Origin of the sequence: Vogesella facilis (genome assembly GCF_042648525.1) — a bacterium.
Lineage (GTDB): Bacteria > Pseudomonadota > Gammaproteobacteria > Burkholderiales > Chromobacteriaceae > Vogesella > Vogesella facilis.
The window spans coordinates 274783-301160 of record NZ_JBHRXN010000036.1 but is presented as its reverse complement, the minus strand read 5'-3'; the positions used below and the strand labels follow the sequence as shown (position 1 = coordinate 301160).

The 26378-nt window shown below is 65.1% G+C and carries 27 protein-coding genes; 18 read left to right on the top strand and 9 right to left on the bottom strand.

Annotation, left to right across the window (positions count from 1 at the left end; genetic code table 11):
* Positions 1-71 precede the first annotated feature (71 nt).
* Positions 72-1253: a DesA family fatty acid desaturase gene (locus tag ACFOLG_RS16780; protein WP_386094063.1), complete on the top strand. Its 1182-nt coding sequence runs from the start codon at positions 72-74 to the stop codon at positions 1251-1253.
* Positions 1254-1340: 87 nt separating this feature from the next.
* Complete coding sequence (locus ACFOLG_RS16775; protein ID WP_386094059.1) at positions 1341-1685, top strand: RidA family protein; 345 nt, start codon at positions 1341-1343, stop codon at positions 1683-1685.
* Between the two features lie 83 nt (positions 1686-1768).
* Here the strand turns inward: ACFOLG_RS16775 and ACFOLG_RS16770 are convergent, their stop codons facing one another.
* The 8 genes from ACFOLG_RS16770 to sbcB form a co-directional block, all read right to left on the bottom strand.
* Positions 1769-3313 carry a DHA2 family efflux MFS transporter permease subunit gene (locus tag ACFOLG_RS16770; RefSeq protein ID WP_386094056.1) on the bottom strand — a complete coding sequence of 515 codons (1545 nt, stop codon included), beginning with the start codon at positions 3311-3313 and terminating at the stop codon, positions 1769-1771.
* A 12-nt stretch (positions 3314-3325) separates the two neighbouring features.
* Complete coding sequence (locus tag ACFOLG_RS16765) at positions 3326-4516, bottom strand: HlyD family secretion protein (RefSeq protein WP_386094053.1); 1191 nt, start codon at positions 4514-4516, stop codon at positions 3326-3328.
* 4 nt (positions 4517-4520) lie between these two features.
* Positions 4521-5924 carry an efflux transporter outer membrane subunit gene (locus ACFOLG_RS16760; protein WP_386094050.1) on the bottom strand — a complete coding sequence of 468 codons (1404 nt, stop codon included), beginning with the start codon at positions 5922-5924 and terminating at the stop codon, positions 4521-4523.
* A gap of 137 nt (positions 5925-6061) precedes the next feature.
* Entirely contained in the window at positions 6062-6574 is a 513-nt protein-coding gene (locus tag ACFOLG_RS16755) for a MarR family transcriptional regulator (protein ID WP_386094047.1), read from the bottom strand.
* Between the two features lie 23 nt (positions 6575-6597).
* Positions 6598-7548 carry a tRNA (adenosine(37)-N6)-dimethylallyltransferase MiaA gene (gene miaA, locus ACFOLG_RS16750; protein ID WP_386094044.1) on the bottom strand — a complete coding sequence of 317 codons (951 nt, stop codon included), beginning with the start codon at positions 7546-7548 and terminating at the stop codon, positions 6598-6600.
* A gap of 72 nt (positions 7549-7620) precedes the next feature.
* Complete coding sequence (locus ACFOLG_RS16745; protein ID WP_386094041.1) at positions 7621-8085, bottom strand: heme-degrading domain-containing protein; 465 nt, start codon at positions 8083-8085, stop codon at positions 7621-7623.
* 97 nt (positions 8086-8182) lie between these two features.
* On the bottom strand, positions 8183-8953 hold the full coding sequence (locus tag ACFOLG_RS16740; protein ID WP_386094038.1) for a sulfite exporter TauE/SafE family protein: 771 nt from the start codon (positions 8951-8953) through the stop codon (positions 8183-8185).
* Positions 8954-9084: 131 nt separating this feature from the next.
* Positions 9085-10512 carry an exodeoxyribonuclease I gene (gene sbcB / locus ACFOLG_RS16735; protein WP_386094035.1) on the bottom strand — a complete coding sequence of 476 codons (1428 nt, stop codon included), beginning with the start codon at positions 10510-10512 and terminating at the stop codon, positions 9085-9087.
* A gap of 31 nt (positions 10513-10543) precedes the next feature.
* On the opposite strand from sbcB, the gene ACFOLG_RS16730 reads away from it, so the two are divergent.
* From ACFOLG_RS16730 to zapE, 6 genes are all read left to right on the top strand, one after another.
* Positions 10544-10744 (top strand): hypothetical protein, encoded by a 201-nt coding sequence (locus ACFOLG_RS16730; RefSeq protein ID WP_386094032.1) that lies wholly within the window; start codon positions 10544-10546, stop codon positions 10742-10744.
* Positions 10745-10883: 139 nt separating this feature from the next.
* Positions 10884-11228, top strand: coding sequence for a hypothetical protein (locus tag ACFOLG_RS16725; RefSeq protein ID WP_386094029.1), 345 nt, complete (start codon positions 10884-10886; stop codon positions 11226-11228).
* 59 nt (positions 11229-11287) lie between these two features.
* Positions 11288-12331: a hypothetical protein gene (locus ACFOLG_RS16720; RefSeq protein ID WP_386094026.1), complete on the top strand. Its 1044-nt coding sequence runs from the start codon at positions 11288-11290 to the stop codon at positions 12329-12331.
* A gap of 124 nt (positions 12332-12455) precedes the next feature.
* Positions 12456-13700 carry a serine hydroxymethyltransferase gene (glyA, locus tag ACFOLG_RS16715; protein WP_386094023.1) on the top strand — a complete coding sequence of 415 codons (1245 nt, stop codon included), beginning with the start codon at positions 12456-12458 and terminating at the stop codon, positions 13698-13700.
* A 251-nt stretch (positions 13701-13951) separates the two neighbouring features.
* On the top strand, positions 13952-14848 hold the full coding sequence (gene cysM / locus ACFOLG_RS16710; RefSeq protein WP_386094020.1) for a cysteine synthase CysM: 897 nt from the start codon (positions 13952-13954) through the stop codon (positions 14846-14848).
* A 49-nt stretch (positions 14849-14897) separates the two neighbouring features.
* The gene (gene zapE / locus ACFOLG_RS16705) at positions 14898-16055 is read left to right on the top strand and encodes a cell division protein ZapE (RefSeq protein ID WP_386094017.1); all 1158 of its coding nucleotides are present in this window, start codon (positions 14898-14900) and stop codon (positions 16053-16055) included.
* 62 nt (positions 16056-16117) lie between these two features.
* On the opposite strand, the gene ACFOLG_RS16700 is transcribed toward zapE, so the two are convergent.
* Complete coding sequence (locus tag ACFOLG_RS16700; RefSeq protein WP_386094014.1) at positions 16118-16960, bottom strand: SPOR domain-containing protein; 843 nt, start codon at positions 16958-16960, stop codon at positions 16118-16120.
* Positions 16961-17095: 135 nt separating this feature from the next.
* On the opposite strand from ACFOLG_RS16700, the gene ndk reads away from it, so the two are divergent.
* The 10 genes from ndk (at position 17096) to hfq (ending at position 26367) form a co-directional block, all read left to right on the top strand.
* Complete coding sequence (ndk, locus tag ACFOLG_RS16695) at positions 17096-17521, top strand: nucleoside-diphosphate kinase (RefSeq protein WP_088966884.1); 426 nt, start codon at positions 17096-17098, stop codon at positions 17519-17521.
* 50 nt (positions 17522-17571) lie between these two features.
* Entirely contained in the window at positions 17572-18663 is a 1092-nt protein-coding gene (rlmN, locus tag ACFOLG_RS16690; RefSeq protein WP_386094010.1) for a 23S rRNA (adenine(2503)-C(2))-methyltransferase RlmN, read from the top strand.
* Positions 18663-19406, top strand: coding sequence for a type IV pilus biogenesis/stability protein PilW (gene pilW, locus ACFOLG_RS16685; RefSeq protein WP_386094007.1), 744 nt, complete (start codon positions 18663-18665; stop codon positions 19404-19406). The genes rlmN and pilW overlap by 1 nt, the downstream gene beginning before the upstream one ends.
* Before the next feature lie 7 nt (positions 19407-19413).
* Positions 19414-20262: a helix-turn-helix domain-containing protein gene (locus ACFOLG_RS16680; protein WP_386094004.1), complete on the top strand. Its 849-nt coding sequence runs from the start codon at positions 19414-19416 to the stop codon at positions 20260-20262.
* A gap of 8 nt (positions 20263-20270) precedes the next feature.
* Positions 20271-21545, top strand: a complete 1275-nt coding sequence (gene ispG, locus ACFOLG_RS16675) for a flavodoxin-dependent (E)-4-hydroxy-3-methylbut-2-enyl-diphosphate synthase (protein ID WP_386094001.1) — start codon at positions 20271-20273, stop codon at positions 21543-21545.
* 44 nt (positions 21546-21589) lie between these two features.
* Positions 21590-22864: a histidine--tRNA ligase gene (gene hisS / locus ACFOLG_RS16670; RefSeq protein ID WP_386093998.1), complete on the top strand. Its 1275-nt coding sequence runs from the start codon at positions 21590-21592 to the stop codon at positions 22862-22864.
* A 10-nt stretch (positions 22865-22874) separates the two neighbouring features.
* Positions 22875-23504 carry a YfgM family protein gene (locus ACFOLG_RS16665; protein WP_386093995.1) on the top strand — a complete coding sequence of 210 codons (630 nt, stop codon included), beginning with the start codon at positions 22875-22877 and terminating at the stop codon, positions 23502-23504.
* A gap of 1 nt (position 23505) precedes the next feature.
* The gene (gene bamB, locus ACFOLG_RS16660; RefSeq protein WP_386093992.1) at positions 23506-24645 is read left to right on the top strand and encodes an outer membrane protein assembly factor BamB; all 1140 of its coding nucleotides are present in this window, start codon (positions 23506-23508) and stop codon (positions 24643-24645) included.
* Positions 24646-24655: 10 nt separating this feature from the next.
* Positions 24656-26020, top strand: a complete 1365-nt coding sequence (gene der / locus ACFOLG_RS16655; RefSeq protein WP_386093989.1) for a ribosome biogenesis GTPase Der — start codon at positions 24656-24658, stop codon at positions 26018-26020.
* Between the two features lie 89 nt (positions 26021-26109).
* Entirely contained in the window at positions 26110-26367 is a 258-nt protein-coding gene (gene hfq, locus ACFOLG_RS16650; protein ID WP_174874661.1) for an RNA chaperone Hfq, read from the top strand.
* Positions 26368-26378: the final 11 nt, after the last annotated feature.

Genomic DNA, 26378 nt, shown 5'->3' with positions numbered 1-26378 from the left:
GGGTTGGTTTTTACCGCTTCATTGCGTGTAAAATGATCAGTCGTCTGTAAACCCTGAGGTTTGACTATCACATGGAATGGCTTAATGGTCTGATCGACCTGCCGTGGTGGGGCTACATCGTGGTTGCGCTGGTGCTGACCCACATCACCATTGCTTCCGTCACCATCTTCCTGCACCGCCACCAGGCGCACCGCGCGCTGGATCTGCACCCGATTCCCAGCCACTTCTTCCGTTTCTGGCTGTGGCTGACTACCGGCATGGTTACCAAGCAGTGGGCCGCCATCCACCGCAAGCACCATGCCCGCTGCGAAACCGCCGAAGACCCGCACAGCCCGCAAGTGCTGGGCATCAAGAAAGTACTGTGGGAAGGCGCCGAGCTGTACCGCGCCGCCTGCAAGGATCAGTCCATCATGGATAAGTTCGGCCACGGCACGCCGGACGACTGGCTGGAGCGCAACATCTACACCGCGCGCAGCAGCAAGGGCATCCTGCTGATGCTGGCCATCGACGTGGCGCTGTTCGGCTTTGCCGGCCTGTCGGTGTGGGCGGTGCAGATGATCTGGATTCCGTTCTTCGCCGCCGGCGTCATCAACGGCATCGGCCACTTCTGGGGCTACCGCAACTTCGAGAACGAAGACGCCGCCACCAACGTGCTGCCGTGGGGCATCCTGATCGGCGGCGAAGAGCTGCACAACAACCACCACACCTTCGGCACCTCCGCCAAGCTGTCGTACAAGTGGTACGAGTTCGACATCGGCTGGATGTATATCCGCATGCTGGAGATCGCCGGTCTGGCCAAGGTGCGCAAGGTGGCGCCCAAGCTGGTGCAGGGTGTGTCGCGCGGCCAGCTGGACCTGGAGCATCTGCAGGCCATCATCGCCAACCGCTACGCGGTGGCTTCGCGCTACGCGCGCGAACTGAAGGCGGTGTACCACGCCGAGGTGGACAAGCTGCACCTGCCGGAGCTGGGCAATACCGACCTGGCACGCAAGATGAAGATCTGGCTGAAGCAGGACGCCAAGGACACCCCGGCGGCCGAGCGCGAACAGCTGGCCGCGGTGCTGGCCAGCAGCCAGGTGCTGCACACCGTGTACACCATGCGCCAGGAATTGACCCGGCTGTGGGAGCGCTCGTCGCGCACCCGCGACGAACTGCTGGCCGATCTGCAGGACTGGTGCAACCGCGCCGAGGCCAGCGGCATCGAGGCACTGCAGCGCTTCGCGCACAATCTGCGCAACGTCGCTGCCGCCTGATCGCGGCAGGGTTCCGCCAACGCCGGCACTGGTTGCCGGCGTTTTTTTATTGCGTACAATGCGGCCAACCTTAAAGGAGAAAACCGCATGAGCATTCACCGTCATCTGCCGGGCAAGCGCATGTCCGAAGCCGTCATCGTCAATGGCCTGATCTACACCGTGCAGGTGCCGGAAAGCGGCCAGGGCGACGCCCGCGCGCAGACCGCCGAGACGCTGGCGCTGGTGGACAAGGTGCTGGCCGAGCTGGGCAGCGACAAGACCCGCATCATCGAGGCCACCATCTTCATGCCGGACCTGAACGAGTTCGACCAGATGAACGAGGCGTGGGACGCCTGGGTGGCGGAAGGCCACGCGCCGGTGCGCTGCACCGTCGGCGCCAAGCTGGCGCACCCGGACTGGAAGCTGGAAATCCGCATCGTCGCCGCGGTGTAAGCCAGGCGGCAGTGCAAAAAAACAGGGCAAGGTTGCATACCTTGCCCTGTTTTTTTTGCGGCCAACGTTGGCCGCATGCGGCATCAATGCCCGGCGTCCACTACCGGCGCGGCGCCGGCGCCTGGCTTGGGCGGCCGCGAGAACCAGATCAGCCCGGTAATGCCCAGGAACAGGATGGCGCACAGCCAGAAGATCTCGTTGGCGCCCATGAACATGCCCTGGCGGGTCACGTCGCGGGCGATCACCCCGGCCGCCTGCTCCGCGCTCATGCCCAGCTGCTGCATATTGGCCAGCGCCTGGCGCGTGCCTTCGTCGAAGCTGCTGACACGGTCGGTGAGCTGCACATGGTGTACCGCCTCGCGGTGCTCCCACTGCCAGGTGAACAGCGAGGCGCCGATGGAGCCGGCCAGCGTACGCAGGAAGTTGGACAGGCTGGAGGCGCTGGCCAGTTGCTGCGGCTTCATGTTCGACAGCGTGATGGTGGTCAGCGGCATGAAGAAGCCGGCCAGCGCGATACCCTGCACGAACTGCGGCAAGGCCAGGTTGACGAAGGCCATGTCCGGGTTGAAGGTGACGTAGCGCCACCAGAAGCAGAACGCGAACATCAGCATGCTGATGGTAACGATCACCCGCATGTCCAGCCGGTGCGCGTTCTTGCCGATCACCGGCGACAGCAGCACCGGCAGGATGCCGATGGGCGCGGTGGCGAGGCCGGCCTCGGTGGCGGTGTAGCCCAGCTGGGTCTGCATCAGCAGCGGCATCAGCACGATGGCGCCGAAGTACAGCATGAAGCCGATGCTGACCGAGATCACCCCCACGCTGAAGTTGCGGTCGCGGAACAGCGACAGGTCGATGATGGGGTGACGGTCGGTCAGCTCCCACACCACCAGGTAGGACAGGCTCAGCAGCGAGGTCACGCCGTAGATCACGATCTCGGTGGAGTGGAACCAGTCCAGCTCCTTGCCGCGGTCCAGCATCATCTGCAGGCAGCCCACGCCCAGCACCAGCAGCAGCAGGCCCAGTTTGTCGATGGGTAGCTGCACGGTGGCGGTTTCGCGGTGGCGCAGCTCGCGCCAGGTCAGCAGGATCGCCACGATGCCCACAGGCACGTTGATGAAGAAGATCCAGCTCCAGTGCCAGTTGTCTGACAGCCAGCCGCCGAGGATGGGGCCGAAGATCGGCGCCACGATGATGGTCATGGTCCATAGCGCCATGGCGATGGCGCGCTTGGCCGGCGGGTAGCTCTGCAACAGCAGGCTCTGCGACAGCGGAATCATCGGCCCGGCCAGCGCGCCCTGCAGCACGCGGAACAGGATCAGCGTTTCCAGGCTGGGCGCGATGCCGCACAGCAGCGAGGTGAGCACGAAGCCCAGAGTGGCGATCAGGAACAGCCGCACCTCGCCCAGGCGCTTGGCCAGCCAGCCGGTGATCGGCACCGCGATGGCGTTGGCCACGCCGAACGAGGTGATCACCCAGGTGCCCTGGCTGGTGGAGGCGCCCAGATCGCCGGAAATGGTGGGAATGGCGACGTTGGCGATGGTGGTGTCCAGCACCTGCATGAAGGTGGCCAGCGACAGCGCCAGCGTCACCAGCGTGCGCGAACGGCCTTCCAGTGGCGGATGAGCCATGCCGGTGCTCCCTTACTTGCCGAGGTTGGCCGCAACGATGCCGGCCACCACGCGGTCGGCTTCCTGCAGGCGCTGCTCGAACACGCTGGTGGCCAGCACCGGCTTGCCCTTGGGCGCGTTCTGCAGCAAGGGGCCGCTCTGGTCCTGGGTGTCGACCGTCACCGCCATCGACAGCCCCAGGCGCAGCGGATGGGTCTTCAGTTCCTGCGGATCCAGGCTGATGCGCACCGGTACGCGCTGCACTACCTTGATCCAGTTACCGGTGGCGTTCTGCGGCGGCAGCAGCGAGAACACGCTGCCGGTGCCGGCGCCCAGGCCCGCCACCTTGCCGTGGTAGCTAACATCGTCGCCGTACAGATCGGCGTGCAGCGTCACCGGCTGGCCGATGCGCAGCTCCTTCAGCTGCACTTCCTTGAAGTTGGCATCCACCCAGGCGCTGTCCAGCGCGGCGATGGCCAGCAGCGGGGTGCCCGGCTGCAGGCGGCTGCCCGGCTGCACGCTGCGGCGGGCGATGGTGCCGGCCAGCGGCGCGCGGATCTCGGTGCGTGCCAGCGCCAGCCAGCTTTCGCGCACCGCGGCGGCGGCACGGGCCACCGCCGGTTGCTGCTCGATGCTGTTGCCCAGCACCAGCGCGTGGCTGGCGTTCTTTTCTTCGCGGCCGGCCAGCAGCGCGGCTTCGGCGGCGGCCAGGTTGGCGCGCGCGGTGTTCACCGCGTCACGCGCGTGTTGCACCTCTTCCTGCGCCACGGCCTGCTCGCGCGCGGCCTGTTCACGGCGCGCCAGGTCGCCTTCGGCGCGCGACAGGTCGCTGCGCGCCCGTTGCAGGTCGGCTTCGCGCTGCGCCAGCAGCGCATCGGCCTTGCTGCTGCTGGAGATCAGCTGCCGGCTCTGGCGTACCGCCTGCGCCAGTTCGGCCTGGGCGCGGTCGAAGGCGAGGCGGGCATCGCTCTGTTCCAGCTTCACCAGCAGGTCGCCGGCGGCCACCTGCTGGGTGTCGTCGGCATGCACGGCGACCACGTTGCCGGCGATCTGGCTGGATACCGGCACCAGGTTGCCGGCCACGTAGGCGTCGTCGGTGCTCTGGGTGTTGCGCAGGGCGACGAACCAGTAGCCGGCGCCGACGATGCCGGCGACCACCAGCACGGCGGTCAGGCGGGTGAGGGCGGTGCGGCGGGCGTTGTTGGGGGTGGCTTGTTGTTCCATGTGCTTATTCCTTGTCGGCAGGGAGGCTGCCCAGGGCGCGCAGCAGCGCCGCCTGGGCCTGCAGGCGTTGGGTGCGGGTATCGAGTATGCTCTGGCGTGCCTGCAGCAGGCGGCGCTGCTCGGCCAGGCCCTGCGTCGGTGCGGCCAGGCCGGCAGTGACGCGGCCCTGTACCGAGCGGGCGGCATCGCTGCGCGCGGCAAGGTTGGCCGCAGCGGCGGTTTCGGCCTGCTGCAGCGCCTGCAGATTGCTGCTGCGGTCGGCGGTATCGCGGATGGCGGCCAGCAGGGTCTGGTTGTAGCTGGCCACCGCGTAGTCGTAGTCCGCGGTGCGGGCGTCCAAGCGCGCGTCCAGCTCGCCATTGCTGAAGATCGGCAGGGTGATGGCCGGCAGCAGGCGCAGGCTGCGCGCGCCGTAGCTGAACAGCTCGCTCAGTTCGTTGGACGACAGCGCCGCCAGCGCATTCAGGCGGATGTCCGGATAGAAGTCGGCCTTGGCGGCTTTCACCGTCTGCGCACTGGCTTCCACCCGTTCGCGTGCGGCGAGGATGTCGGCGCGCAGGCCGAGCTGGCCAGTGCCCAGCGTCGGTAGCGCCAGCTGCCAGGACGGCAGCTCGGCGGCGCCCAGGCTGTCGATCGCGCTTTGCGGCTGCGCGCTGAGCGCCGCCAGCGCGTGGCGCGCCTGCGCTTCGCGCATCGCGGCGCGTTGCACGCGCTCGTCGATCTCGGCCAGCTGCGCGCGGTACTGCGCCAGCTCGTCGCCGGCGCTGAGGCCGCTTTTCAGTTTCTGCTCGGCCTGGGCCAGCTGGCGGCGCGCCAGTTGCTGGTCGGCCTGCAGCAGCTGCTGGCTTTGCTGCGCGCTGCGCCATTCCAGGTACTGGCTGCTTACCGCCCACGCCAGCCATTGGCGGGCGTCGTCGGCTTCCAGCGCGGCGGCGCGCGCCTGGCCGCGGCTGGCGGCCAGCTGGGCGCGGGTCTTGCCCCAGAAGTCGAAGCGGTAGGACAGGTCGGCACCCACCGTGGTCAGGTTGGTCCAGATGCCGGTCATGTAGCTGGGCAGGTTGGCGTGCTCGGAGATGCGCTCGCGGGCGAAGTTGGCGCTGCCGTTGATGTGCAGGCCGTCGCTGCTGGCTACCAGTTCGCTGCCGGCGCGCGCGCTGCGCAGGCGGGCATCGGCCTGGGCCAGGCTGGGGTGCTCGGCCAGCGCGTGCGACAGCAGCTGCTGCAGCTGGGCATCCGGGATGCGCTGCCACCAGTCGGCGGCGACGGGCTGGGGTGCCATGTTGGCGCCGAGCGCTTCGGCGGTCAGTGGCTGGCCGGCCGGCGCGGCGACGTGCGGCGTGGCGCAGGCGGCCAGCAGCAGGCTGGCGGCGACGGCGAGCAATGTGCGTTGCGGGTTATATTTACGCATGTAATGATCACCTGCGTTACTATTGGTGGGTGAAAAAGGCAAGCACGCGGCTTGCCTGAGTTACTGCGGCATGATGGCATGCATCCAGCACGGAGCTTGTTTCCGTCTGTACATGCGGCCAACCTGCCGCTGGCCGGCTAAGGCTCCAGCTTGGACAGCAGCTTGCGCAGCAGGCTGTCCAGCTGACTCTTTTCCTCGGCGCTGAAGTCCTGCCACAGCTCGCGCATGCGCTGGCGTTGCGGCGGCATCGCTGCGGCGATGAAGGTCTGGCCGGCCTCGGTCAGCACCAGGATGGTCTTGCGGCGGTCGTCGGCACAGGACAGGCGTTGGATCAGGCCGCGCTGGCACAGGTCGTCCACCACGCGGGTGGCGTTGGTGCGCGAAAACGCCAGTGCATCCGACAGCTCGGACGGGTTGATGCGCTGTTCCGGCCGCGAGTACAGCACCAGCAGTGCCATCCAGGTGGTCTCGTTCATGTCGAACGGTTTCAACGATTCGTTGAAGTAACCAAGCAGGTAGGGCTGGATGTGCAGTATCAGGCGCGTGAGCAGCACTTCTTCCCGCGGCGCGCCAGGCAGCTTGCGGGCGATGGTGTCGGTGGCCTGCTCGCAAGCGTGGAAGCTCTGGCAGGCGGGGCGGTTTTCTTGCATGAGCGATATAGTAACGTGCGTTACTAATTTGGGCAAGTGGCCAGCCACTGTTCGAGTTGGCGGGCGGCCGGGGTGAGCAGGTCCGCCTGCTGGCAATCCAGTGCGGTGTTCTCCGGCATCGAACGCAGCCAGGTCAGCTGGCGCTTGGCCAGCTGGCGGGTGGCGGCGATGCCGCGTTCGCGCAGCTGGTCGTAGCCGTAATGACCATCCTGGTATTCCCACGCCTGGCGGTAGCCGACGCAGCGCATCGACGGCAGCTCCAGCGACAGGCCGGGGTAGCGCTGTCGCAGCCGGCTGACTTCATCCAGGAAACCCTGTTCCAGCATCTGCTCGAAGCGCAGCGCGATGCGCTGGTGCAGCCACGGCCGCTCGGCCGGCAGCAGCGCCAGCCGCAGGCAGGCAAAGTTGGCCGCCGCGGCGCGGCCGCGGGCCAGTAGCTGCGACATCGGCACGCCGGCCAAGCGCTGGATTTCCAGCGCGCGGCCGATGCGCTGCGAGTCATTGGGCGCCAGTCGTGCGGCGGTGACGGGATCGACTGCGGCCAACTGCTGGTGCATCGCCGGCCAGCCGATGGCGGCAGCCTCCGCTTCCAGCGCGGCGCGCAGCGCGGCATCGGCCTGCGGCAGGTCGGACAAGCCTTCCAGTAGCGCCTTGTAATACAGCATGGTGCCGCCGACCAGCAGCGGAATCTTGCCGCGGGCGCAGATGTCGGCGATCAGGCGGTTGGCGTCGGCATGGAATTGCGCCGCCGAGTAGGCATCGGTGGGGTCGATGATGTCGATCAGGTGGTGCGGGCAGCTGGCCAGCTCGGCCGCGGTCGGCTTGGCGCTGCCGATATCCATGCCGCGGTACACCAGTGCCGAATCCACGCTGATGATTTCCACCGCAAAGTGCTGCGCCAGCGCCAGCGCCAGGCCGGTCTTGCCGCAGGCGGTGGGGCCCATCAGCAGCACGGCGCGCAAAGAAGAGTCCATGTCAGGCAAACGCGAAAAAGTCAGGCTGCCATTGTCGCACAGCCGCGGGCACGGCCACAGTTGGCCGCAGGCTCAGCCGCCGGCTAGCAGCTGGCGCAGGGCGTCGAGCACCAGCTGATGGTCTTCGCGCTGCGGCAGGCCGGACACGGTCACCGCACCGATCAGGCCGCCGCCCTGCAGCCGCAGCGGGAAGCTGCCGCCATGCGCGCAGTACTGGCTGGCATCGATGTGCGGCTGTTGTTCGAACTCCTGGCCCTTGTCGCGTTGGTATTCGCCCAGGTACAGCGAGCTGTGGCCGAAGCGCAGCACGCTGTTGCGTTTGCGGGCCAGCCAGTGCAGGTTGTCCTGGCTGGTGCCGGCCATGGCGCAGCCGAACAGCTGCTGGCCGTAGGCGTGCACCTCGATGGCCAGCGCCGCCTGCTGCTCGGCGGCCAAGGTGCGCAGCAGGCTGCCCAGCTGCCAGGCGTCGTCGTGGCTGAAGCGGGAAAACTGCAGTTCGGTTTCTTGTTGCAATAGTTCTGGCAGGCTGTAGCGCATGCTGGCTCCGTGGCGAGTATCGGGGTGGAAAAGCGACAAGGCCCGGCGATGCCGGGCCTTGTCGACCATACTGCGCTCTCCGGATGTAGGCCAGCGCTTACATCACCAGCTTGGCGCCGATCAGCGCCATCATGATCGCCAGTGCCGGGCGCAGCCATTGCTCGGCCACACGGCGGGTCATGTGACTGCCCAGCCAGATGCCCGGCAGCGAGCCGATCAGCAGCTGGCTCAGCAGGCTGTAATCCATATTGCCCATGCTGGCGTGGCCCAGGCCGGCGACCAGCGTCAGCGGCACCGCGTGGGCGATCTCGGTACCCACCAGGCGGGCGGTGGGCAGCAGCGGATACAGCGCAAAGATGGCCAGCGTGCCCAGCGCGCCGGCGCCGATGGAGCTGAGGGTGACGATCACGCCCAGCACCACGCCGGTGAGCACGGTGGCCTTGACCGGCATGTAGTCGGCCGGGCGCTGCGGCAGCAGGCGGGTGAGCTGGCGCAGGATGAGCGGCTTGAACAGGATCGCCAGCGCGGTGAGCATCAGCGCGAAGCCCAGCATTACCTTGATCAGGCTGTTGGCGGCCTGGGTGTCCAGTTTCATGACGTGCAGGGCCAGCAGCGTCAGCAGCGAGGCCGGGATGCTGCCGGCAGCCAGGTAGCCGGTGATGCGCCAGTCGATCTGCTTGTGCTTCTGGTGCACCGCCACGCCGCCCATCTTGGTGATGCAGGCGTACAGCAGGTCAGTGCCTACCGCGGTGGCCGGGTTGATGCCGAACCACAGCAGGATCGGGGTCATCAGCGACCCGCCGCCCACACCGGTAAGGCCCACGATAAAGCCCACCGTCAGACCTGCAATTACATATCCCAGCTCCATGCCGTGCTTTCTGCCTGATTCATAAACAGGCAGCCATGCTAACTGATGGCGTTATTCCTCTTTAGACGAATTTAGAGATTGCTTATCCAGAAAATGAATAACAGTGCCGGCCTTCAACCGGGTTGACTGGCTCAGGCGCCGGGCAGCTGCGCCGCCCACTGCGCCAGCGCCAGCAGAATGCTCTGCTGCGTCGGGGTGGCTCCGGCGCCCAGTCGTGCCAGCTCGGCCTGGAAGTCGGCGTGGCTGCGGCCGCCAGGTTGGCCGCTGGCCAGCTTCTGCGCGCACCAGTCCTGCCAGTGCTGCGCCTCGGCGGCCGACAGGCTGTGCGGGAAATTGCGTGCGCGGTAGCGCCACAGCAGACGGGTCAGCTGGCTGTCGTCGAACGCGGGCCGTTCTGCGGCCAACTGTGGCGCCGATAGCTGGCGCAGGCGGTTCAGCTGGCGGCGGTCGTGGTTGCTGACAAAGCCGCCGTACAGGTTTTCGTCCACGTCCGGCGTCTCGCCGGCCTCGCGCTGGTATACCTGTCGCCACAGCGCATCCAGCTTCGGCAGCCCGGCGGCGATGGCGGCGTGGCGTTCGATCTGCGCCATGTCGATGCCCAGCTCGGCGGCGCGGGCGGGGGGCAGGACGCGCAGGTCGCTGACCACGAACGGCGACTTGTTGACATGCAGCCCCTTGAGCGGCAGCCGGCGCACGCCTTCCGGCAGCGCATCGCTACGGCTGAACAGCCGCAGGCGCGCCTCGTCGGCGCTCAGGCCCAGCAACTCGGACGGGTCGTGCGCCAGGTCCCACACCAGCACCTCGTTCTTGTTGCTCGGGTGTTCGCCCAGCGGCCAGACGATGGCCAGATTGCCGCGCGCGGTGCCGAACATGCCGGAGACGTGGATCAGCGGCCGCGGCGCATGCAGCGACAGCTGGTGGCGCACGCTGTCTTTTTGCCGCAGCGACAGGCAGAAGGCAAACAGCTTGGGGTGACGCTCACGGATCAGCCGCGCCAGCGCGATGGTGGCGCGCACATCGGACAGCGCATCGTGCGCCGCCTCGTGCAGCAGGCCGTTGGCGGCCGACAGATGCTCCAGCTTGAAGCTCACCTGGCCGTCGTCGTGGCGCGGCCACTCGATGCCGTCCGGGCGCAGCGCGTAGGTGGCGCGCAGCACATCCAGCAAGTCCCAGCGGCTGCAGCCGTGCTGCCACTCGCGCGCGTACGGGTCGATCAGGTTGCGCCAGAACAGGAAGCGCGTCACCTCGTCGTCGAAGCGGATGGAGTTGTAGCCGACGCTGATGGTGCCGGGCGCCGCCAGCTCCTGTTCGATGGCGGCGGCAAACTGCTGCTCCGGCACGCCGCGTTCGGCGCATAGCTGCGGCGTGATGCCGGTGAGCAGGCAGGCTTCCGGCGCCGGCAGGTAGTCCGGTGTCGGCTGGCAATACAGCATCACCGGCTCGCCGATTTCGTTCAGCTCGGCATCGGTACGGATGCCGGCAAACTGTGACGGGCGATCGCTGCGCGGTACCGCGCCGAAGGTCTCGTAGTCGAGCCAGAAGAAGGTGGGCTGGGTCATGGCGGCAAGGAGGGCGTGAGCGAAGCGGCGATTGTCGCATCGCCGTCCGGCGGCGGCCAATATTGCGGCCAACGTTGGCCGCAACGACGGCGGCAGGAACTTTGCCGCGCGGCGGCTGACCAATCACCCGGACGTCGTTCAGACGTTTCCTCCCCTGATCGTTTCATGCATTTGGCCGAACCCGTGCGCGGGTTCGGCGTTCTTTTTTGTTCACTTTGGAAAATTTTCGTGAAAAAACGAACAATGCCGCGTCGTGGTGCGTGACGGGTGCTGCTGCGCAGCATTGGTGCGCGGCGCTACGGCGGCGTGTGGGGAAAGGTAATAGGAAAAGCTTGATCCCGGCTGGCGACAGCGGCGGTAATGTCTGCTAAGTGCTTGAAATGGATGGTGCCGGAACGGCAGGCAAAAAAAATGCGCGGGGTTTTATGCCCGCGCCAAGTCTACAAAGGAGAAATAGAGGAGAAACTATCAAGAAGCAATTGCTGCATCTCAACGAGTTCGGATTATCCCGATCATGGTGCATGGTGTCAATGTATACAATTTGCAAAAGCGCAAAAAACATAACATTTTGTCGCGCCATGAACACAAATTTGTTTGAAAGTGAAAATCGAGCGCTTGCTTGTGCGGCAAAATCGGGCCGTTGCCTCGCCGCTGGCGGCAAGCTGTGCGACAATAACGCCTTTGCCGCATCCGCCATTCCTTTGGTCCTGCCATGAGCGATTTCACTCCGGTTTTGCCCGATCCGCGCCAGTATCCCGAAGCTTCTCCTTCTAATATGTTGATCCATCACGCCGAGGCGATTGCCAAGGCGGTGACCGAGGACGACCGCGAGCAGTGGCGCGGCAACCTGCGCGCGCGGCTGATCGAGCTGCTGGAGCGCGAGGAGCTGCTGTCGCTGTCGGTGGCGCTGGCGATGGTGACCTCGGCGCAGATCTACCAGATTCTGTGGGATGAGCTGCGCGATGCCGCCGAGCGCCCGGACAGCGGCCGCCACGCGGTGGTGTTTGCCGTGCCGGTGGTGCTGGTGGTGGGCAGCAAGAACAAGGTGACGCTGCCGGAGCGCATTGCCGACGTGGACGGCCTCAACGCCATCTTCCGCCAGCACGGCGTGTTCGCGCCGGGGGCCGAGGTGTTCCTGTCCGGCAAGCTGCTGCACGCGGATTCGGTGGTGGGCATCTCCTCCGCGCAGATCTACCGCTACACCCGTCAGCTGGTCGACGCCGCGCGCGGCCTGCCGCTGGAGCTGCCGGCCGCCGCCATCACCGCCAAGGACGAGGGCGTGTTCCTGCGCTACCTGCTGGGCGTGGCGATCCGCGAAGACGGCGCCGAGCCGCCGGTGAAGCTGGGTGGCAGCGTTGGCGCCTGGGGCGTGCCGCTGATGAAATTCCTCGGCGAAGAGTTGAAGGTCGACGGCGTGACGCTGTTCCCGATTCCGCGCGTGCCGATGCCGCTGATGCAGGCCATCGTGGCGGCCAACCAGGCGCGGCTGGAAGTGGCGCTGCAGGTGTTCGCCAGCACGCAGATCCGCAAGCTGCGCGACCAGGGCGAAGAGCCGGTGGCCATCATGTCGGCGCACGACAACGGCGAGCTGCACTTCACCGTCTCCGCCGCCGGCAACGAGAAGGACTGGGGCGGCTTCGTGTGGCCGCTGGCGGCGCAGGACGTGGTGGGGCAGATCGAAACCACCTTCCGCATCCTGATGCTGGAATGCCAGGTGGGCGATGTGCGCATCGTGCCGCAGCTGCAGCCGGAGGCGCAGAACGGTGTTCCGCTGTTCTTTACCGCCGACGACTGGCCGGTGCAGCATACCTTGCAATAGATAGTTGAAATGGCGTGCGGAAGATGAAACAGATTCATGCTCCGTACGCCATTTGTTCATTTCGGGCCAGCGCCGGAATGCAGTAAAATTTCCCGATCCATAACCCATTGATGGAAAGTCAACGATGTTTGCTGATATCAAAATCGCCCAGTACGACCCGGAACTCGCCGCCGCCATCGCCGGCGAGGTGCAGCGTCAGGAAGATCACATCGAACTGATCGCCTCCGAAAACTACACCAGCCGCGCCGTAATGGAAGCCCAGGGCTCCCAGCTGACCAACAAGTACGCCGAAGGCTACCCGGGCAAGCGTTTCTACGGTGGTTGCGAATACGTTGACGTGGTGGAGCAGCTGGCCATCGACCGCGTGAAGCAGCTGTTCGGCGCCGAGTATGCCAACGTGCAGCCGCACTCCGGCTCGCAGGCCAACCAGGCGGTGTACTTCTCCATCCTGAAGCCGGGTGACACCATCATGGGTATGAACCTGGGCCACGGTGGTCACCTGACCCACGGTTCCCCGGCCAACCTGTCCGGCAAGATGTTCAACATCGTGGCCTACGGTCTGAACGACAAGGAAGAAATCGACTACGACGACATGGAGCGCGTAGCGATGGAAACCAAGCCCAAGCTGATCATCGGCGGCGCTTCCGCCTTCGCGCTGCGCTTCGACTTCGAACGCATGGGCCAGATCGCCAAGAAATGTGGCGCCTACTTCATGGTGGACATGGCGCACTACGCCGGTCTGGTAGCTGCCGGCCTGTACCCGAACCCGGTACCGCACGCCGACTTCGTGACCTCCACCACCCACAAGACCCTGCGTGGTCCGCGTGGCGGCATCATTCTGGCCAAGGCCGAGTTCGAGAAGTCGCTGAACAGCAACGTGTTCCCGACCCTGCAGGGTGGCCCGCTGATGCACGTGATCGCCGCCAAGGCGGTAGCGTTCAAGGAAGCGCTGACCCCGGAATTCAAGGAGTACCAGGCACAGGTAATCAAGAACGCCGACGTGATGGCGCGCACCCTGACCGAACGCGGTCTGCGCATTGTGTCCGGCCGTACCGAGAGCCACGTGTTCCTGGTTGACCTGCGTGCCAAGGGCCTGACTGGCAAGGCGGCCGATGCTGCACTGGGCAAGGCGCACATCACCGTGAACAAGAACGCCATTCCGAACGACCCGGAAAGCCCGTTCGTGACTTCCGGCATCCGCATCGGCTCCCCGGCCATCACCACCCGCGGCTTCAAGGAAGAAGAAGCCCGCATCGTGGCCAACCTGGTGGCCGACGTGCTGGACAACCCGACCGACGAGGCAGTACTGGCGCGCGTGGCCAAGGAAGCCACCGAGCTGTGCCACCGTTTCCCGGTGTACCAGAAGTAAGTCGTTTCCCGACGACAGAAAAAGCGGCCCGCGTGGCCGCTTTTTTCTTGTGCCAGCGGCTGCGTGCTGCTGGCGGCAGTTGCCGGGTGATCATCCGGTTATATTCAAGTGCTGTAAAATTCCAAGGCAAATTTCATGGCTAAACTCATGATTTTTATGGAAAAGCTTTGCCATTGCCGGAATGAGGGTTGGCCGCAGTGCGGAACACGCGACGCAAGCCGGTATAATGCGCCGCATCAATGGAGAGCGTGATGAGCCTGCCCCAATTCAAGTACTTGGAAGATTTTGTCGGCAACACCCCGCTGGTGCGCCTCAAGCGCATGGCCGGCAACAGCAGCAACGTGCTGCTGGTGAAGCTGGAAGGCAACAACCCGGCCGGTTCGGTGAAGGACAGGCCGGCGCTGTCGATGATCCAGCATGCCGAGGCGCGCGGCGAGATCAAGCCGGGCGATACCCTGATCGAGCCCACCAGCGGCAATACCGGCATCGCGCTGGCGATGGCCGCCACCGTGATGGGTTACAAGATGATCCTGCTGATGCCGGAAGGCTCCAGCCAGGAGCGGGTGGACACCATGCGCGCCTACGGCGCCGAGGTGATCCTGACACCGAAGGCGCTGTCCATGCCCGGCGCCATCGACGAGGCGCGCCGCATGCAGGCGGCCGGGGTTGGCCGCATCCTCGACCAGTTCGCCAACCCGGACAACCCGCTGGCGCACACCGAGGGCACCGGCCCGGAGATCTGGCGCGACACCGCCGGCACGGTGACGCACTTCGTGTCCAGCATGGGCACCACCGGCACCGTGATGGGTACCAGTACTTACCTGAAGCAGCAGAACCCGGCGATCCGCATCATCGGCGTGCAGCCGCAGCCCGGTAGCCAGATTCCCGGCATCCGCAAGTGGGAAGACGAATACCTGCCCAGCATCTGCGACTTCTCGCGGATCGATGAGCTGTTGCTGGTGGACCAGCACACCGCCGAGGAAACCGCCCGCCGTCTGGCGCGCGAGGAGGGCATCCTCGCCGGGCCGTCGTCCGGCGGCGCGTTGGCGGTGGCGCTGCGCCTCAATGAACAGTTGCACAACGCGGTGATTGTCTCCATTGTGTGCGACCGCGGTGACCGCTACCTGTCTACCGGCCTGTTTTCCTGATGCAACGTTGGCCGCATGCTGCGGCCAACCCTGATGTACACACGATCCCATGTCCCAACACGTATTCTCGCCGCCGGAAGACGGCTCGCTCAGCCCCCGTGCCTGGTATCAGGCTGCCAGCCTGCAGCCCGGCTTCATTCACGACGCCGCGCAGGCGGCCGCCATCGAGCGCCTGGACGAACTGTGGCAGTCGCTGCAGGAGTTCAAGGACAAGCGCAACCGCTTCCTCGGTCGCAGCCTGCGTAAGCCGCCAGTGCCGCGCGGCCTGTATTTCTGGGGTGGCGTGGGGCGCGGCAAGAGCTTCCTGATGGATGCCTTCTATAGCTGCGTCGGCTACCGCCGCAAGCGCCGGGTGCATTTCCACCATTTCATGGCCGAGATCCACAAGCAGCTGCGCACGCTGTCCAGCGAGGCCGACCCGCTGCAGACCGTGGCCGAGCGCATCGCCCGCGATGTGCGCCTACTGTGCTTCGACGAGTTCCACGTCAGCGACATCGCCGACGCCATGATTCTCGGGCGGCTGTTCACCGCGCTGTTCGAGCGCGGGGTGATCTGCGTGATGACCTCCAACTATCCGCCGGAAGAGCTGTACCCCAACGGCCTGATGCGCAGCAACTTTCTGCCCACCATCGCGCTGCTGCAGGCGCATCTGGAGGTGGTGAACGTCGACGGTGGCAACGACTACCGCTTGCGCGAGCTGACGCGCGAGCCGCTGTTCCTGGTGCCGGCCGGCAACGAGGCCAGTGCGCGGCTGACAGTGATGTTCGAGCGGCTGGCGGGCGCGGCGGCGGAGCTACCGCATGTGCTGGAAGTGTTGGGGCGCGAGATTCCGCTGCGGCGCCATGCGCCGGGCGTGGTCTGGTTCGACTTCCGCGCCATCTGCGACGGCCCGCGCGCGCAGACCGATTACCTGGAGATCGCCAGCGAATACCATACCGTGTTCGTGTCGGACATCCCGAAGCTGGAGGCGCGCGATGCTTCCGTCGCGCGGCGGCTGACCTGGCTGGTGGACGTGTTCTACGATCACCGCGTCAAGCTGGTGGCGTCCAGTGCGGTGGCGGCGGAGGATATCTACACCGACGGCATGCAGGCCAGCGAGTTCTTCCGTACCGCCAGCCGGCTCACCGAGATGCAGTCGCAGAGCTATCTGCAGCTGCCGCACCTGGTGGACAATTTCAAGATCGGCGACGGCGTGGTCGAGACCTGAGTCGCCGTCCCGGCAAATAACAAGGCCGCAGTAAGCTGCGGCCTTGTGCTTTTTGTGGCGGCTTACTGCGTGCCGAGCGGCACCAGCAAGGGCTGGTAACCCAGTTCGCGCAGCCGCTGCATCGCTTCCTCCGCTTCCGCGCGGGTGCGGAACGGCCCCAGTTGCACGCGGGTCTCGGTGCGGGCGCTCAGGCCGTGCTTTTTCAGATCGGCGACCAGCTTTTCGGCATTGCCCGGACTGGCGAACAGGCCGAGCTGCAGCTGGTAGCCGAGCGACGGGTGGTTGTTGCCAGTGGCCAGGGTCGGCGTGCGGGCCGGTGCCGGCAGTGGAGCCGGCTTGGCGGCAGCAGCTTGCGGCGCGGCGGTTTTGCCGGCCGGCGCGCTGCCGTTGCTGTCGGTTGCAGCTGCGGGAGTGGGGTTGGCATGGACGACTGGCGGCGTCGCCTTACTGGCCGGGAGGGGGGCTGCGGCGGCGGGCTTGGCCGGCGTGGCGGTTGCGGCCAACGTTGGGCGGCTCGCTGGTGCCGGGGCGGCGGCTGCCGGGCTGCCGGGCGTCGGTGCCGGCGGGGTGTTGTCGATGGCAGCATGGCTGTCGGCGGCCAGCGGGGCAGCCACGGCGGGGGTGCTGGCGGCCAGCGGGGCGCTGCTTTCCGGCAGCTGGGCGATTACCAGTGCCGGCGCCGATGCTGCATCTTCCTTGCTGACGATGCGGCCGGAGCTCAGCGGTGTGCTGCTGCTGGGCGCGGCGGTTTTCTCGCCGCCGCTAAACGATTCCAGTACCGGGATGGCGGCCAGCGCCACGGCAACCAGGCCGCCGGCGATGGCCAGGCGCTTGCGCATTTCCGGACTCAGGCCGGTAGAGGGGAGGTCGCTGTGCTGCTGGGGGTCGTTGGGCGTGGGCTTCATCGCGTCTTGAATTCAGTGCAGCAAAGGCTGGTGAACGCTGGTAAGATAACGGGTTCCTCAAAATTGGGTGACCCGCAGGCTCGATTGTGAGCCTGTCAAGTGTAACCATTTCGCTTGTAAACAGGGAGATTTTATATGGCAATCGAACGTACTCTTTCCATCATCAAACCGGACGCAGTCGCCAAGAACGTTATCGGCAAGATCTATGACCGTTTTGAATCCGCCGGCCTGAAAGTTGTTGCCGCCAAACTGAAGCAACTGTCCCGCGCCGAAGCCGAAGGCTTCTACGCCGTGCACAAAGAGCGCCCGTTCTTCAATGACCTGGTGTCCTTCATGATCTCCGGCCCGGTGATGATCCAGGCGCTGGAAGGCGAAAACGCCGTGCTGAAGAACCGCGAACTGATGGGCGCTACCGATCCGAAGAAAGCTGAAGCCGGCACCATCCGCGCCGACTTCGCCGATTCCATCGACGCCAACGCCGTACACGGTTCCGACAGCCTGGAAAACGCTGCTATCGAAGTAGCCTACTTCTTCGCTGCCACCGAAATCGCTGCACGCTAAGCTGTATCCGGCGGCCGCCGCTGGCGGCCGCCATTATTCTGAGTATTGCCATGAAGACCAACCTGCTCGACTTCAACCTCCCTCAGCTCACCGAACACTTTGCCGCCATGGGCGAAAAGGCGTTCCGTGCCAAGCAGATCATGCGCTGGATGCACCAGATGGGCGAAGCCGATTTCGACGCCATGACCGACATCGCCAAGGGGCTGCGTGCCAAGCTGCACGACACCGCCATGGTCGGTGTGCCGGAGCTGATGGTGTCGCAGGAATCGGAAGATGGTACCCGCAAGTGGCTGCTGGACGTGGGCACCGGCAACGGTGTCGAGACTGTGTTCATCCCCGAGGATGACCGCGGCACCTTGTGCATATCATCTCAGGTCGGCTGTGCGCTGGAGTGCACCTTCTGCTCCACCGGCCGTCAGGGCTTCAACCGCAACCTCACCACCGCCGAAATCATCGGCCAGCTGTGGTGGGCCAACAAGGCGATGGGTGTCACCCCGAGGAACGAGCGCGTCATCTCTAACGTGGTGATGATGGGCATGGGCGAGCCGCTGGCCAACTTCGACAACGTGGTGTCGGCGCTGCAGATCATGCTCGACGACCACGGCTACGGCTTGAGCCGCCGCCGGGTGACGGTGTCTACCTCCGGCATGGTGCCGCAGATGGACCGCCTGCGCGAGGCCTGTCCGGTGGCGCTGGCGGTGAGCCTGCACGCCTCCAACGACCGCATCCGCGACGAGATCGTGCCGCTGAACAAGAAATACCCGCTCAAGGAGTTGATGGCGGCCTGCCAGCGCTACCTGGTGAAGGCGCCGCGCGATTTCATTACCTTTGAATACGTGATGCTTGACGGGGTCAACGACAGACCGGAACATGCGCGTGAACTTATTGCGCTGGTGCGTGACGTACCGTGCAAGTTCAATCTGATTCCGTTCAACCCGTTCCCGAATTCCGGTTACGAGCGTTCCAGCAACAACGCCATCCGTGCCTTCCGCGAGATTCTGCAGGAGGCCGGCTTTGTGGTGACCGTGCGCAAGACCCGTGGCGACGATATCGATGCCGCCTGCGGCCAACTTGCCGGCCAGGTGCAGGACAAGACCCGGCGCCAGGAAAAGTGGATACGCATTAGCGAGGAAAGGTCCTGATGATCAAGACACGCGTCGTTGCTCTGTTACTGGCGGGCCTGCTGGCCGCAACGCCAGTCATGGCCGCCTCCGCGCCCGCGCGCGAACTGGCGCAGACGCGTGCCTTGCTCGCCATCGAGTACATGAAGTTCGGCAATATGCGCGTGGCCATGGAAAACGCCGAACTGGCCATCTCCACCGACCCCAGCTTTCAGTCCGGCTACCTGGCCAAGGCCTTGATCCTGATGCAGCTGGGCGTGGACAAAGAGGCCGATACAGCCTTCCAGCAGGCGCTGCGCATCGACGCGCGCAATCCGGAAGTCAACAACAACTACGGCAATTTCCTGTGCGGTCGTGGCCGGTTTGACGACGCGCTGCAGATGTTCGACCGCGCGCTGGCCGACCCGTTCTTTGCCTCGCCGCAGAATGCCATGGTGAGCAAGGCGCTGTGCCTGGAGCGCATGCAGCGCAGCGACGAAGCCAACCAGCTGCTGCTGGCCACGCTGCGGCGGGTGCCGAACGACCCGAGCGCCCTGCGTGAGCTGACGCGTTTTGCGCTCAATGGCAATAATGCGCAGCTGGCCGAGTTCTACTATCAGCGTCTGGCCATCGACGAGCGTCGCGGCAGCGCAGCCGAGCTGTGGCTGGGGGTGCGCCTGGCCAGGCTCAAGCACGACGAAGGCGCGCGCGAGCGCTTGTCGGCGCAACTCAAGAAACGCTTCCCGGATAGTCCCGAAACCCAACAGCTCTTAAGTGGAAACTGATTTCAGCATGCAGCCTCAGGATTCGACTTTTTCTCCCGCCCAACAGATTGGCCAGCAACTGCGCAGCGCACGCGAGGCTCAAGGCCTCAGCCTGCTGGATGTGGTTGATCGTCTCAAATTGTCGCCGCGTCAGCTGGAGGCCATCGAGGCCGGTCAGTTCGATCGCCTGCCCGGTGTGACTTTTGTCCGTGGTTTTGTGCGCAACTATGCGCGTTTCCTAGAACTGGACAGCAGTGGCCTGATGGCGCTGCTGGACGAGCAGTTCCCGCCGGTAAAGCTGGAGCCGGCCGCGGTGGCGACTGCCGCCCCGGCGGCGCCGCAGTCCGGCAGTGGCAAAGGCTGGCTCTGGCTGCTGCCGCTGCTGTTGGCCGGTGGCGTGGCCGGCTGGTGGCAGTTCAGCCAGCAGCCCGCCGCCAGCAGCGAGCCGCAGGCGCTGCCGCTGGAAATGGCCACCGCGAGCGCGCCGCTGGCCGAGGCCAGCGTGCCGTTGAGCGAGGTGCAGCTCGATGCCAGCGCAGTGCAAGCCGCACCGCTGCCGGCTAGCGCGCCGGCCGTGGTGGCGCCGGTAGTTGCTGCCGCCAAGGCGGTAGCCTCGGCGCCGGTGGCCGCCGCCGCGGGTGAGAAAAGCGTACGGCTGACTACGCGCCAGGAATCCTGGGTGACGGTGACCGACGCCAGTGGCAAGAAACTGATTTACGGCCTGCTGCCGGCCGGCAGCGACAAGCAGGCGAACGGTGTGCCGCCGTTCAAGCTCACCATCGGCAATGCCGCCCAGGTGGAGCTGTCCTATGACGGCGCCGCAGTCGATCTGAAGAGCAAGATTCGCGGCACCACGGCCAAACTCGAACTCAATTGAATATCGTGATGGACGCAACAAGTAAACGCCGCCCGACCCATCAGGTTGCCATCGGCCACGTGCTGGTGGGTTCCGCGCAGCCGGTGATGGTGCAGTCGATGACCAACACCGACACCGCCGACGCCGCCGCCACCGCGCAGCAGGTGTACGAGCTGGCGCAGGCCGGCTCCGAGGTGGTGCGCATCACCGTCAACAGCCCGGAAGCAGCGGCGAAGGTGGCGGAGATCCGCCAGCGCCTGGACGACATGGGCAGCAATGTGCCGCTGGTGGGCGACTTCCACTTCAACGGCGAGCGCCTGCTGAAAGAGTTCCCAGACTGCGCCCGCGCGCTGGCGAAGTACCGCATCAACCCGGGCAACGTCGGCAAGGGCGCCAAGGGCGACGAGAAGTTCGCCTACATGATCCGCACCGCCATCGAGTACGACAAGCCGGTGCGCATCGGCGTGAACTGGGGCAGCCTGGACCAGGCGCTGCTGGCGCGCATGCTGGATGCCAACAACCATGCGGCCAACCCCAAGCCGCTGGAGGTGGTGATGCGCGAGGCGCTGATCGTCTCGGCGCTGGAGTCTGCCGACAAGGCGATGGAGCTGGGCCTGGCGGCCGACCACATCCTGCTGTCGTGCAAGGTCAGCAATGTGCAGGATCTGATCACCGTGTACCGCGATCTGGGCAGTCGCTGCCAGTTCCCGCTGCACCTGGGCCTGACCGAGGCCGGCATGGGCAGCAAGGGCATCGTCGCCTCCAGTGCCGCGCTGGCGATCCTGCTGCAGGAAGGCATCGGCGACACCATCCGCATCTCGCTGACCCCACAGCCGGGCGAGGCGCGCACCAAGGAAGTGGTGGTGGCGCAGGAGCTGCTGCAGACCATGGGCCTGCGCTCGTTCACGCCGCTGGTTACCGCCTGTCCGGGTTGTGGCCGCACCACCAGCACCTTCTTCCAGGAACTGGCCGACAGCATCCAGAGCTACCTGCGCGAGCAGATGCCGGTGTGGCGCCTGCAGTATCCGGGGGTGGAAGACATGAAGGTGGCGGTGATGGGCTGCGTGGTGAACGGTCCGGGCGAATCCAAGCTGGCCGACATCGGCATCAGCCTGCCGGGTACCGGCGAAGTGCCGGTGGCGCCGGTATACGTCGATGGCCACAAGGATGTCACCCTGAAGGGCGACAATATCGCCGCCGAGTTCAAGGCCATCGTCGATCACTACGTGCAGAGCCGCTACGGCGAAGGCGGCGCCAAGCGCCGCGAACTGGTGAGTCGCACCATCCCGATCAAGTCGCTGTGACTGCGGCCAACCTGTAAAGAATCTGACTGTTTCCGGAACAAGCAATGGCACAAAAAATACAAGCGATTCGCGGCATGAACGACGTGCTGCCCGCCGAATCGCACCAGTGGGAATACTTTGAAACGGTGTTGCGTGGCTGGCTGCACGATTACGGCTACCAGAACATCCGCACCCCGATCGTGGAAAGCACGCCGCTGTTCGTGCGCTCGATCGGTGAAGTGACCGACATCGTCGAAAAGGAAATGTATTCCTTTGCCGACGGCCTCAACGGCGAGCCGCTGACCCTGCGTCCGGAAGGCACCGCCGGTACCCTGCGCGCGGTGGTGGAGCACAACCTGCTGTACAACACCACGCAGAAGCTGTGGTACACCGGCCCGATGTTCCGCCACGAACGCCCGCAGAAGGGCCGCTACCGCCAGTTCCACCAGATCGGCGTGGAAGCGCTGGGCATGAGCGGCCCGGACATCGATGCCGAAATCATCGCCATGACCGCCGAGCTGTGGCGCCGCCTCGGCCTGGCGAACAGCGTACGCCTGGAAATCAACACCCTGGGTAACAAGGACGAGCGCGCCGCCCACCGCGAGGCGCTGATCAAATACCTGGAAGGTCACGTCGACATCCTAGACGAGGACGGCAAGCGCCGCCTGTACAGCAACCCGCTGCGGGTGCTGGACACCAAGAACCCGGCGCTGCAGGCGATGGCCAATGCCGCGCCGCGCTTGAGCGACTACCTGGGCGAGGAGTCGCGCCGCCACTACCAGGGCTGGAAGGCGCTGATCGCCGCGTTGGGCATCGACTATGTGGAAAACCCGCGTCTGGTGCGCGGCCTCGACTATTACAACCAGTCGGTGTTCGAGTGGGTGACCACCGAGCTGGGTTCGCAGGGCACGGTGTGTGCCGGCGGCCGCTACGACGGCCTGATCGAGCAGCTGGGCGGTAAGCCGGCACCGGGTATCGGCTTCGGCATGGGTATGGAGCGCGTGCTGCTGCTGTTGGCGGAAAAAGGCCTGCTGCCGGTGCGTCGCAGCGTGGATGCCTTTATCGTCAACCAGGGCGAGGGCGCTACTGCCTACGCCATGCAACTGGCGCAGCAACTGCGCCAGGCCGGCATGAGCGTGGTGCAGCACATGGGCGATGCCAGCTTCAAATCGCAAATGAAAAAAGCCGATGGCAGCGGTGCCGTGGTGGCGCTGATCATCGGCGAAAACGAAGTGTCGGCCGGCCAGGTAGTGGTGAAACCGCTGCGCGCCGAGCTGGCACAGGAAACCGTTGCTGCGGCCAACCTGGTTGCCACGGTTGCCCGCTTCAAGGCTGAATAAGGGGAAGGCCATGGCCTACGACTTGCAGGAACAGGAACAGATCGACACGCTGAAGGCGTTCTGGTCGCAGTGGGGCAAACTGATCGGCGGCGCCGTGCTGGCGGTGTCGCTGGGTTTTCTCGGCGTCAAGGGCTGGCAGTTCTACCAGCGCAGCCAGGCCGAGGCTGCCGCGGTGATCTACAGCCAGCTGGAAACCCAGCTGCAGGGCGCCAAGCTGGAGCAGGTCAAGTCCACCGTCGCGCTGTTGCAGCGCGACTATCCGGCGTCGGCGCTGTCGTCCAATGCCGCCTTGCTGGCCGCCAAGCTGGCGTTCGAGCGCAATGATCTCGGTTTTGCCCGTGCCCAGCTGAAGTGGGTGCTGGCACAGCAGGGCGACGAAGTGGTGACAGCGGTGGCGCGCCTGCGTCTGGCTACCGTGCTGTTGGACGAAAAACAATACGATGCCGCACTGGCCGAGTTGTCCCTGCCGCGCCCGGCGGCTTTCGACAGCCAGTTCCTCGACCTGAAGGGCGATGTACTGGTGGCACGCGGTGATAGCAACGGTGCGCGCGAAAGCTACAAGGCCGCCTTGGCCAAAGCGGCGCCGGATGCGCCGGCGCGCGACTTCATCCAGACCAAGCTGGATTCCGTGGGGAACTGACATGAAACGTTACTTGCTTGCTACTGCCATTGCCCTGCCGCTGCTGTCCGGCTGCGCTTCCTGGTTCGCCGGGGAGGATGCCTATCAACCGACGCCGCTGGCCGACATCAAGCCGGAACAGGCGCTGCGCGTGAAGTGGCAGGTGTCGGTGCCGGAGGCCAAGAATGGCCTGTTCCCGCCGTTCTACGATGCCGGCACGCTGTGGGTAGCGGGCGAGGATGGTCAGGTCAAGGCGCTGGAGGCGCTGACCGGGCGCACCATGCAGACGCTGGACCTCAAACTGGAGCTGAGTGCTGGCGTAGCGGCGGCTGACGGCATGCTGTTTGTCGGCACCCGTAGCGGCGAGCTGTTGGCGCTGGACAGCAAGAGCGGCAAGAGCATCTGGCACCAGAACCTGACCAGCGTGCTGGCCGAGCCGCCGCAACTGGCCAGCAAGCTGCTGGTGGTGCGTGCCGGTGACGGCCGGGTGACGGCGTTTGACCGGGCCAGCGGCCGCCAACTGTGGACGCAATGGCAGCCGCTGCCGTCGCTGACCGTGCGCGCCACCACGCCGCAGCTCAAGACCGAAGGCGACGACGTGCTGCTGTCCGGCGAAACCGGCGGCAAGATTTCGGTGTACGCGGTAGAGCAGGGCCGCCAGTTGTGGCAGGCCACCGTGGCCTCGCCGCGCGGCGCCAGCGAGCTGGAGCGCGTTACCGACGTGGTCAGCCAGCCGGTGTTCGATGGCCGCCGTGTCTGCGCCGTGGCGTTCCAGGGCCGTACCGCCTGCTTCGAGGCGCGCGGCGGGCAACAGTCCTGGGCGCGTGATGTTGGCAGCAGCCGCGGCCTGACGCTGGATAGCAGCGCGGTATATGTCACCGCCGAAGACGGCGCGATCTGGGCCTTCGACATTGAGTCCGGTCGCAATCTGTGGAAACAGGACAGTTTCCGCTATCGCAATGTCACCGCACCGGTGAAGCTGGGCAACCAGCTGCTGGTGCTCGACGGCGAAGGCTATGCGCACCTGCTTTCGCCTCTTGATGGACACACGGTTGGCCGCAGCAGGCTCGACGTCAGCGGCACCATGAGTCGCCCGCTGGTACTGGGCGATACCGCCTACGTGTACGGCAAAAACGGCACGCTGGCTGCACTGACCCTCTAAGCTGTAGAAGATGAAACCAACTATTGCCCTGGTGGGCCGCCCCAATGTGGGCAAATCAACCCTGTTCAACCGGCTGACCCGCTCGCGCGATGCGCTGGTGGCGGACCAGCCGGGTCTTACCCGCGACCGTCACTATGGTCACGGCCGTGTCGGCAGCAAGCCGTACCTGGTAGTGGATACCGGCGGTTTCGAGCCGGTAGTGGATGAGGGCATTCTGTTTGAAATGGCGCGGCAGACTCTGCAGGCCGTGGACGAGGCCGATGCCATCGTGTTCCTGGTGGATGGCCGTACCGGCCTGACGCCGCAGGACAAGATCATTGCCAACCGCCTGCGCCAGTCCAAGCAGCCGGTATTCCTGGCGGTGAACAAGGCCGAAGGCGTCAACCACGCGATGGCCGCCGCCGAATTCCACGAGCTGGCGCTGGGCGATCCGTACACGATTTCCGCCTCGCACGGCGATGGCGTGCGCGAGCTGGTGGAAATGGTGCTGGAACAGTTCTCGGACGCCGAGGAAGAAGAGAAGGTTCACCACCCCAAGTTCGCCATCATCGGCCGCCCCAACGTGGGCAAGTCCACGCTGGTGAACGCGGTGCTGGGTGAAGAGCGGGTGATTGCCTTCGACCAGGCCGGTACCACCCGCGACAGCATCTATATCGATTTTGAGCGCGAAGGCCGCAAATACACCATTATCGATACCGCCGGCGTGCGGCGTCGTGGCAAGGTCAACGAGGCCATCGAGAAGTTCTCGGTGATCAAGACCATGAAGGCGATCGAGGATGCCAACGTTGCCGTGCTGGTGCTGGATGCGCAGCTGGACATCTCCGAGCAGGACGCCACCATCGCCGGTTTCGCGCTGGAAGCCGGGCGGGCGCTGGTGGTAGCGGTCAATAAATGGGATAACCTGGAACTTCAGCAAAAGGAAACCATCAAGCGTGATGTGTTGCGCAAGCTGGGCTTCTTGGAATTTGCCAAGTTCCATTACATCTCGGCGCTGGAAGGCCGTGGCGTGGGCGATTTGTTCAAGTCCATCGACGATGCCTACAAGGCGGCGATGAGCAAGCTGCCAACGCCGAAACTGACCCGTATCCTGCAGGTGGCAACCGAGCGTCAGCAGCCGCCGCGCGCCGGTACCGTGCGTCCGAAGCTGCGCTATGCGCACCAGGGCGGCATGAACCCGCCGATCATCGTGATTCACGGCAATGCGCTGGATCGGGTTCCGGAAAGCTACACCCGCTATCTGGAAGGCATGTTCCGCAAGGCTTTTCATTTGCAAGGCACGCCGCTGCGGGTACAGTACAAATCGAGTGACAACCCGTTTGAGGTCGAAGCCACAGGCGGCAAACCAGGTTTGATGCGCCATAAAGGCCTCAAATAGTCGGCTGGAATTTTTTATGCTACAAAGACTGCTAGCACCAGCCCGCTTGAACCGAATTACAGAAACTCTTTGAAATTGGAGAACAAAAAATGAGCGCCAAAGGGCAAATGTTACAAGACCCGTTTCTGAACATCCTGCGCAAGGAACACGTACCGGTATCCATCTACCTGGTAAACGGTATCAAGCTGCAGGGTCAGATCGAGTCCTTTGACCAGTATGTCGTTCTGCTGAAAAACACCGTGACTCAAATGGTATACAAACATGCCATTTCCACAGTGGTACCGGCCCGCCCGGTAAGCATTCCGCATGAGCACCACGCTGCCAAGCCGGAAGCACAGGACGCCTAACTTTTGCTTCA

What these genes read in the sequence shown, in the direction of transcription:
- ispG (WP_386094001.1), top strand. Translation starts at nt 20,271, where the DNA reads ATGGACGCAACAAGTAAACGCCGCCCGACCCATCAGGTTGCCATCGGC.
- ACFOLG_RS16760 (WP_386094050.1), bottom strand. Translation starts at nt 5,924, where the DNA reads ATGCGTAAATATAACCCGCAACGCACATTGCTCGCCGTCGCCGCCAGC.
- cysM (WP_386094020.1), top strand. Translation starts at nt 13,952, where the DNA reads ATGAGCCTGCCCCAATTCAAGTACTTGGAAGATTTTGTCGGCAACACC.
- ACFOLG_RS16680 (WP_386094004.1), top strand. Translation starts at nt 19,414, where the DNA reads ATGCAGCCTCAGGATTCGACTTTTTCTCCCGCCCAACAGATTGGCCAG.
- ACFOLG_RS16665 (WP_386093995.1), top strand. Translation starts at nt 22,875, where the DNA reads ATGGCCTACGACTTGCAGGAACAGGAACAGATCGACACGCTGAAGGCG.
- ACFOLG_RS16780 (WP_386094063.1), top strand. Translation starts at nt 72, where the DNA reads ATGGAATGGCTTAATGGTCTGATCGACCTGCCGTGGTGGGGCTACATC.
- ACFOLG_RS16775 (WP_386094059.1), top strand. Translation starts at nt 1,341, where the DNA reads ATGAGCATTCACCGTCATCTGCCGGGCAAGCGCATGTCCGAAGCCGTC.
- ACFOLG_RS16740 (WP_386094038.1), bottom strand. Translation starts at nt 8,953, where the DNA reads ATGGAGCTGGGATATGTAATTGCAGGTCTGACGGTGGGCTTTATCGTG.
- rlmN (WP_386094010.1), top strand. Translation starts at nt 17,572, where the DNA reads ATGAAGACCAACCTGCTCGACTTCAACCTCCCTCAGCTCACCGAACAC.
- ACFOLG_RS16700 (WP_386094014.1), bottom strand. Translation starts at nt 16,960, where the DNA reads ATGAAGCCCACGCCCAACGACCCCCAGCAGCACAGCGACCTCCCCTCT.
- zapE (WP_386094017.1), top strand. Translation starts at nt 14,898, where the DNA reads ATGTCCCAACACGTATTCTCGCCGCCGGAAGACGGCTCGCTCAGCCCC.
- ACFOLG_RS16765 (WP_386094053.1), bottom strand. Translation starts at nt 4,516, where the DNA reads ATGGAACAACAAGCCACCCCCAACAACGCCCGCCGCACCGCCCTCACC.
- miaA (WP_386094044.1), bottom strand. Translation starts at nt 7,548, where the DNA reads ATGGACTCTTCTTTGCGCGCCGTGCTGCTGATGGGCCCCACCGCCTGC.
- sbcB (WP_386094035.1), bottom strand. Translation starts at nt 10,512, where the DNA reads ATGACCCAGCCCACCTTCTTCTGGCTCGACTACGAGACCTTCGGCGCG.
- der (WP_386093989.1), top strand. Translation starts at nt 24,656, where the DNA reads ATGAAACCAACTATTGCCCTGGTGGGCCGCCCCAATGTGGGCAAATCA.
- bamB (WP_386093992.1), top strand. Translation starts at nt 23,506, where the DNA reads ATGAAACGTTACTTGCTTGCTACTGCCATTGCCCTGCCGCTGCTGTCC.
- hisS (WP_386093998.1), top strand. Translation starts at nt 21,590, where the DNA reads ATGGCACAAAAAATACAAGCGATTCGCGGCATGAACGACGTGCTGCCC.
- ACFOLG_RS16755 (WP_386094047.1), bottom strand. Translation starts at nt 6,574, where the DNA reads ATGCAAGAAAACCGCCCCGCCTGCCAGAGCTTCCACGCTTGCGAGCAG.
- ACFOLG_RS16745 (WP_386094041.1), bottom strand. Translation starts at nt 8,085, where the DNA reads ATGCGCTACAGCCTGCCAGAACTATTGCAACAAGAAACCGAACTGCAG.
- hfq (WP_174874661.1), top strand. Translation starts at nt 26,110, where the DNA reads ATGAGCGCCAAAGGGCAAATGTTACAAGACCCGTTTCTGAACATCCTG.
- pilW (WP_386094007.1), top strand. Translation starts at nt 18,663, where the DNA reads ATGATCAAGACACGCGTCGTTGCTCTGTTACTGGCGGGCCTGCTGGCC.
- ACFOLG_RS16720 (WP_386094026.1), top strand. Translation starts at nt 11,288, where the DNA reads ATGTTGATCCATCACGCCGAGGCGATTGCCAAGGCGGTGACCGAGGAC.
- glyA (WP_386094023.1), top strand. Translation starts at nt 12,456, where the DNA reads ATGTTTGCTGATATCAAAATCGCCCAGTACGACCCGGAACTCGCCGCC.
- ACFOLG_RS16770 (WP_386094056.1), bottom strand. Translation starts at nt 3,313, where the DNA reads ATGGCTCATCCGCCACTGGAAGGCCGTTCGCGCACGCTGGTGACGCTG.
- ndk (WP_088966884.1), top strand. Translation starts at nt 17,096, where the DNA reads ATGGCAATCGAACGTACTCTTTCCATCATCAAACCGGACGCAGTCGCC.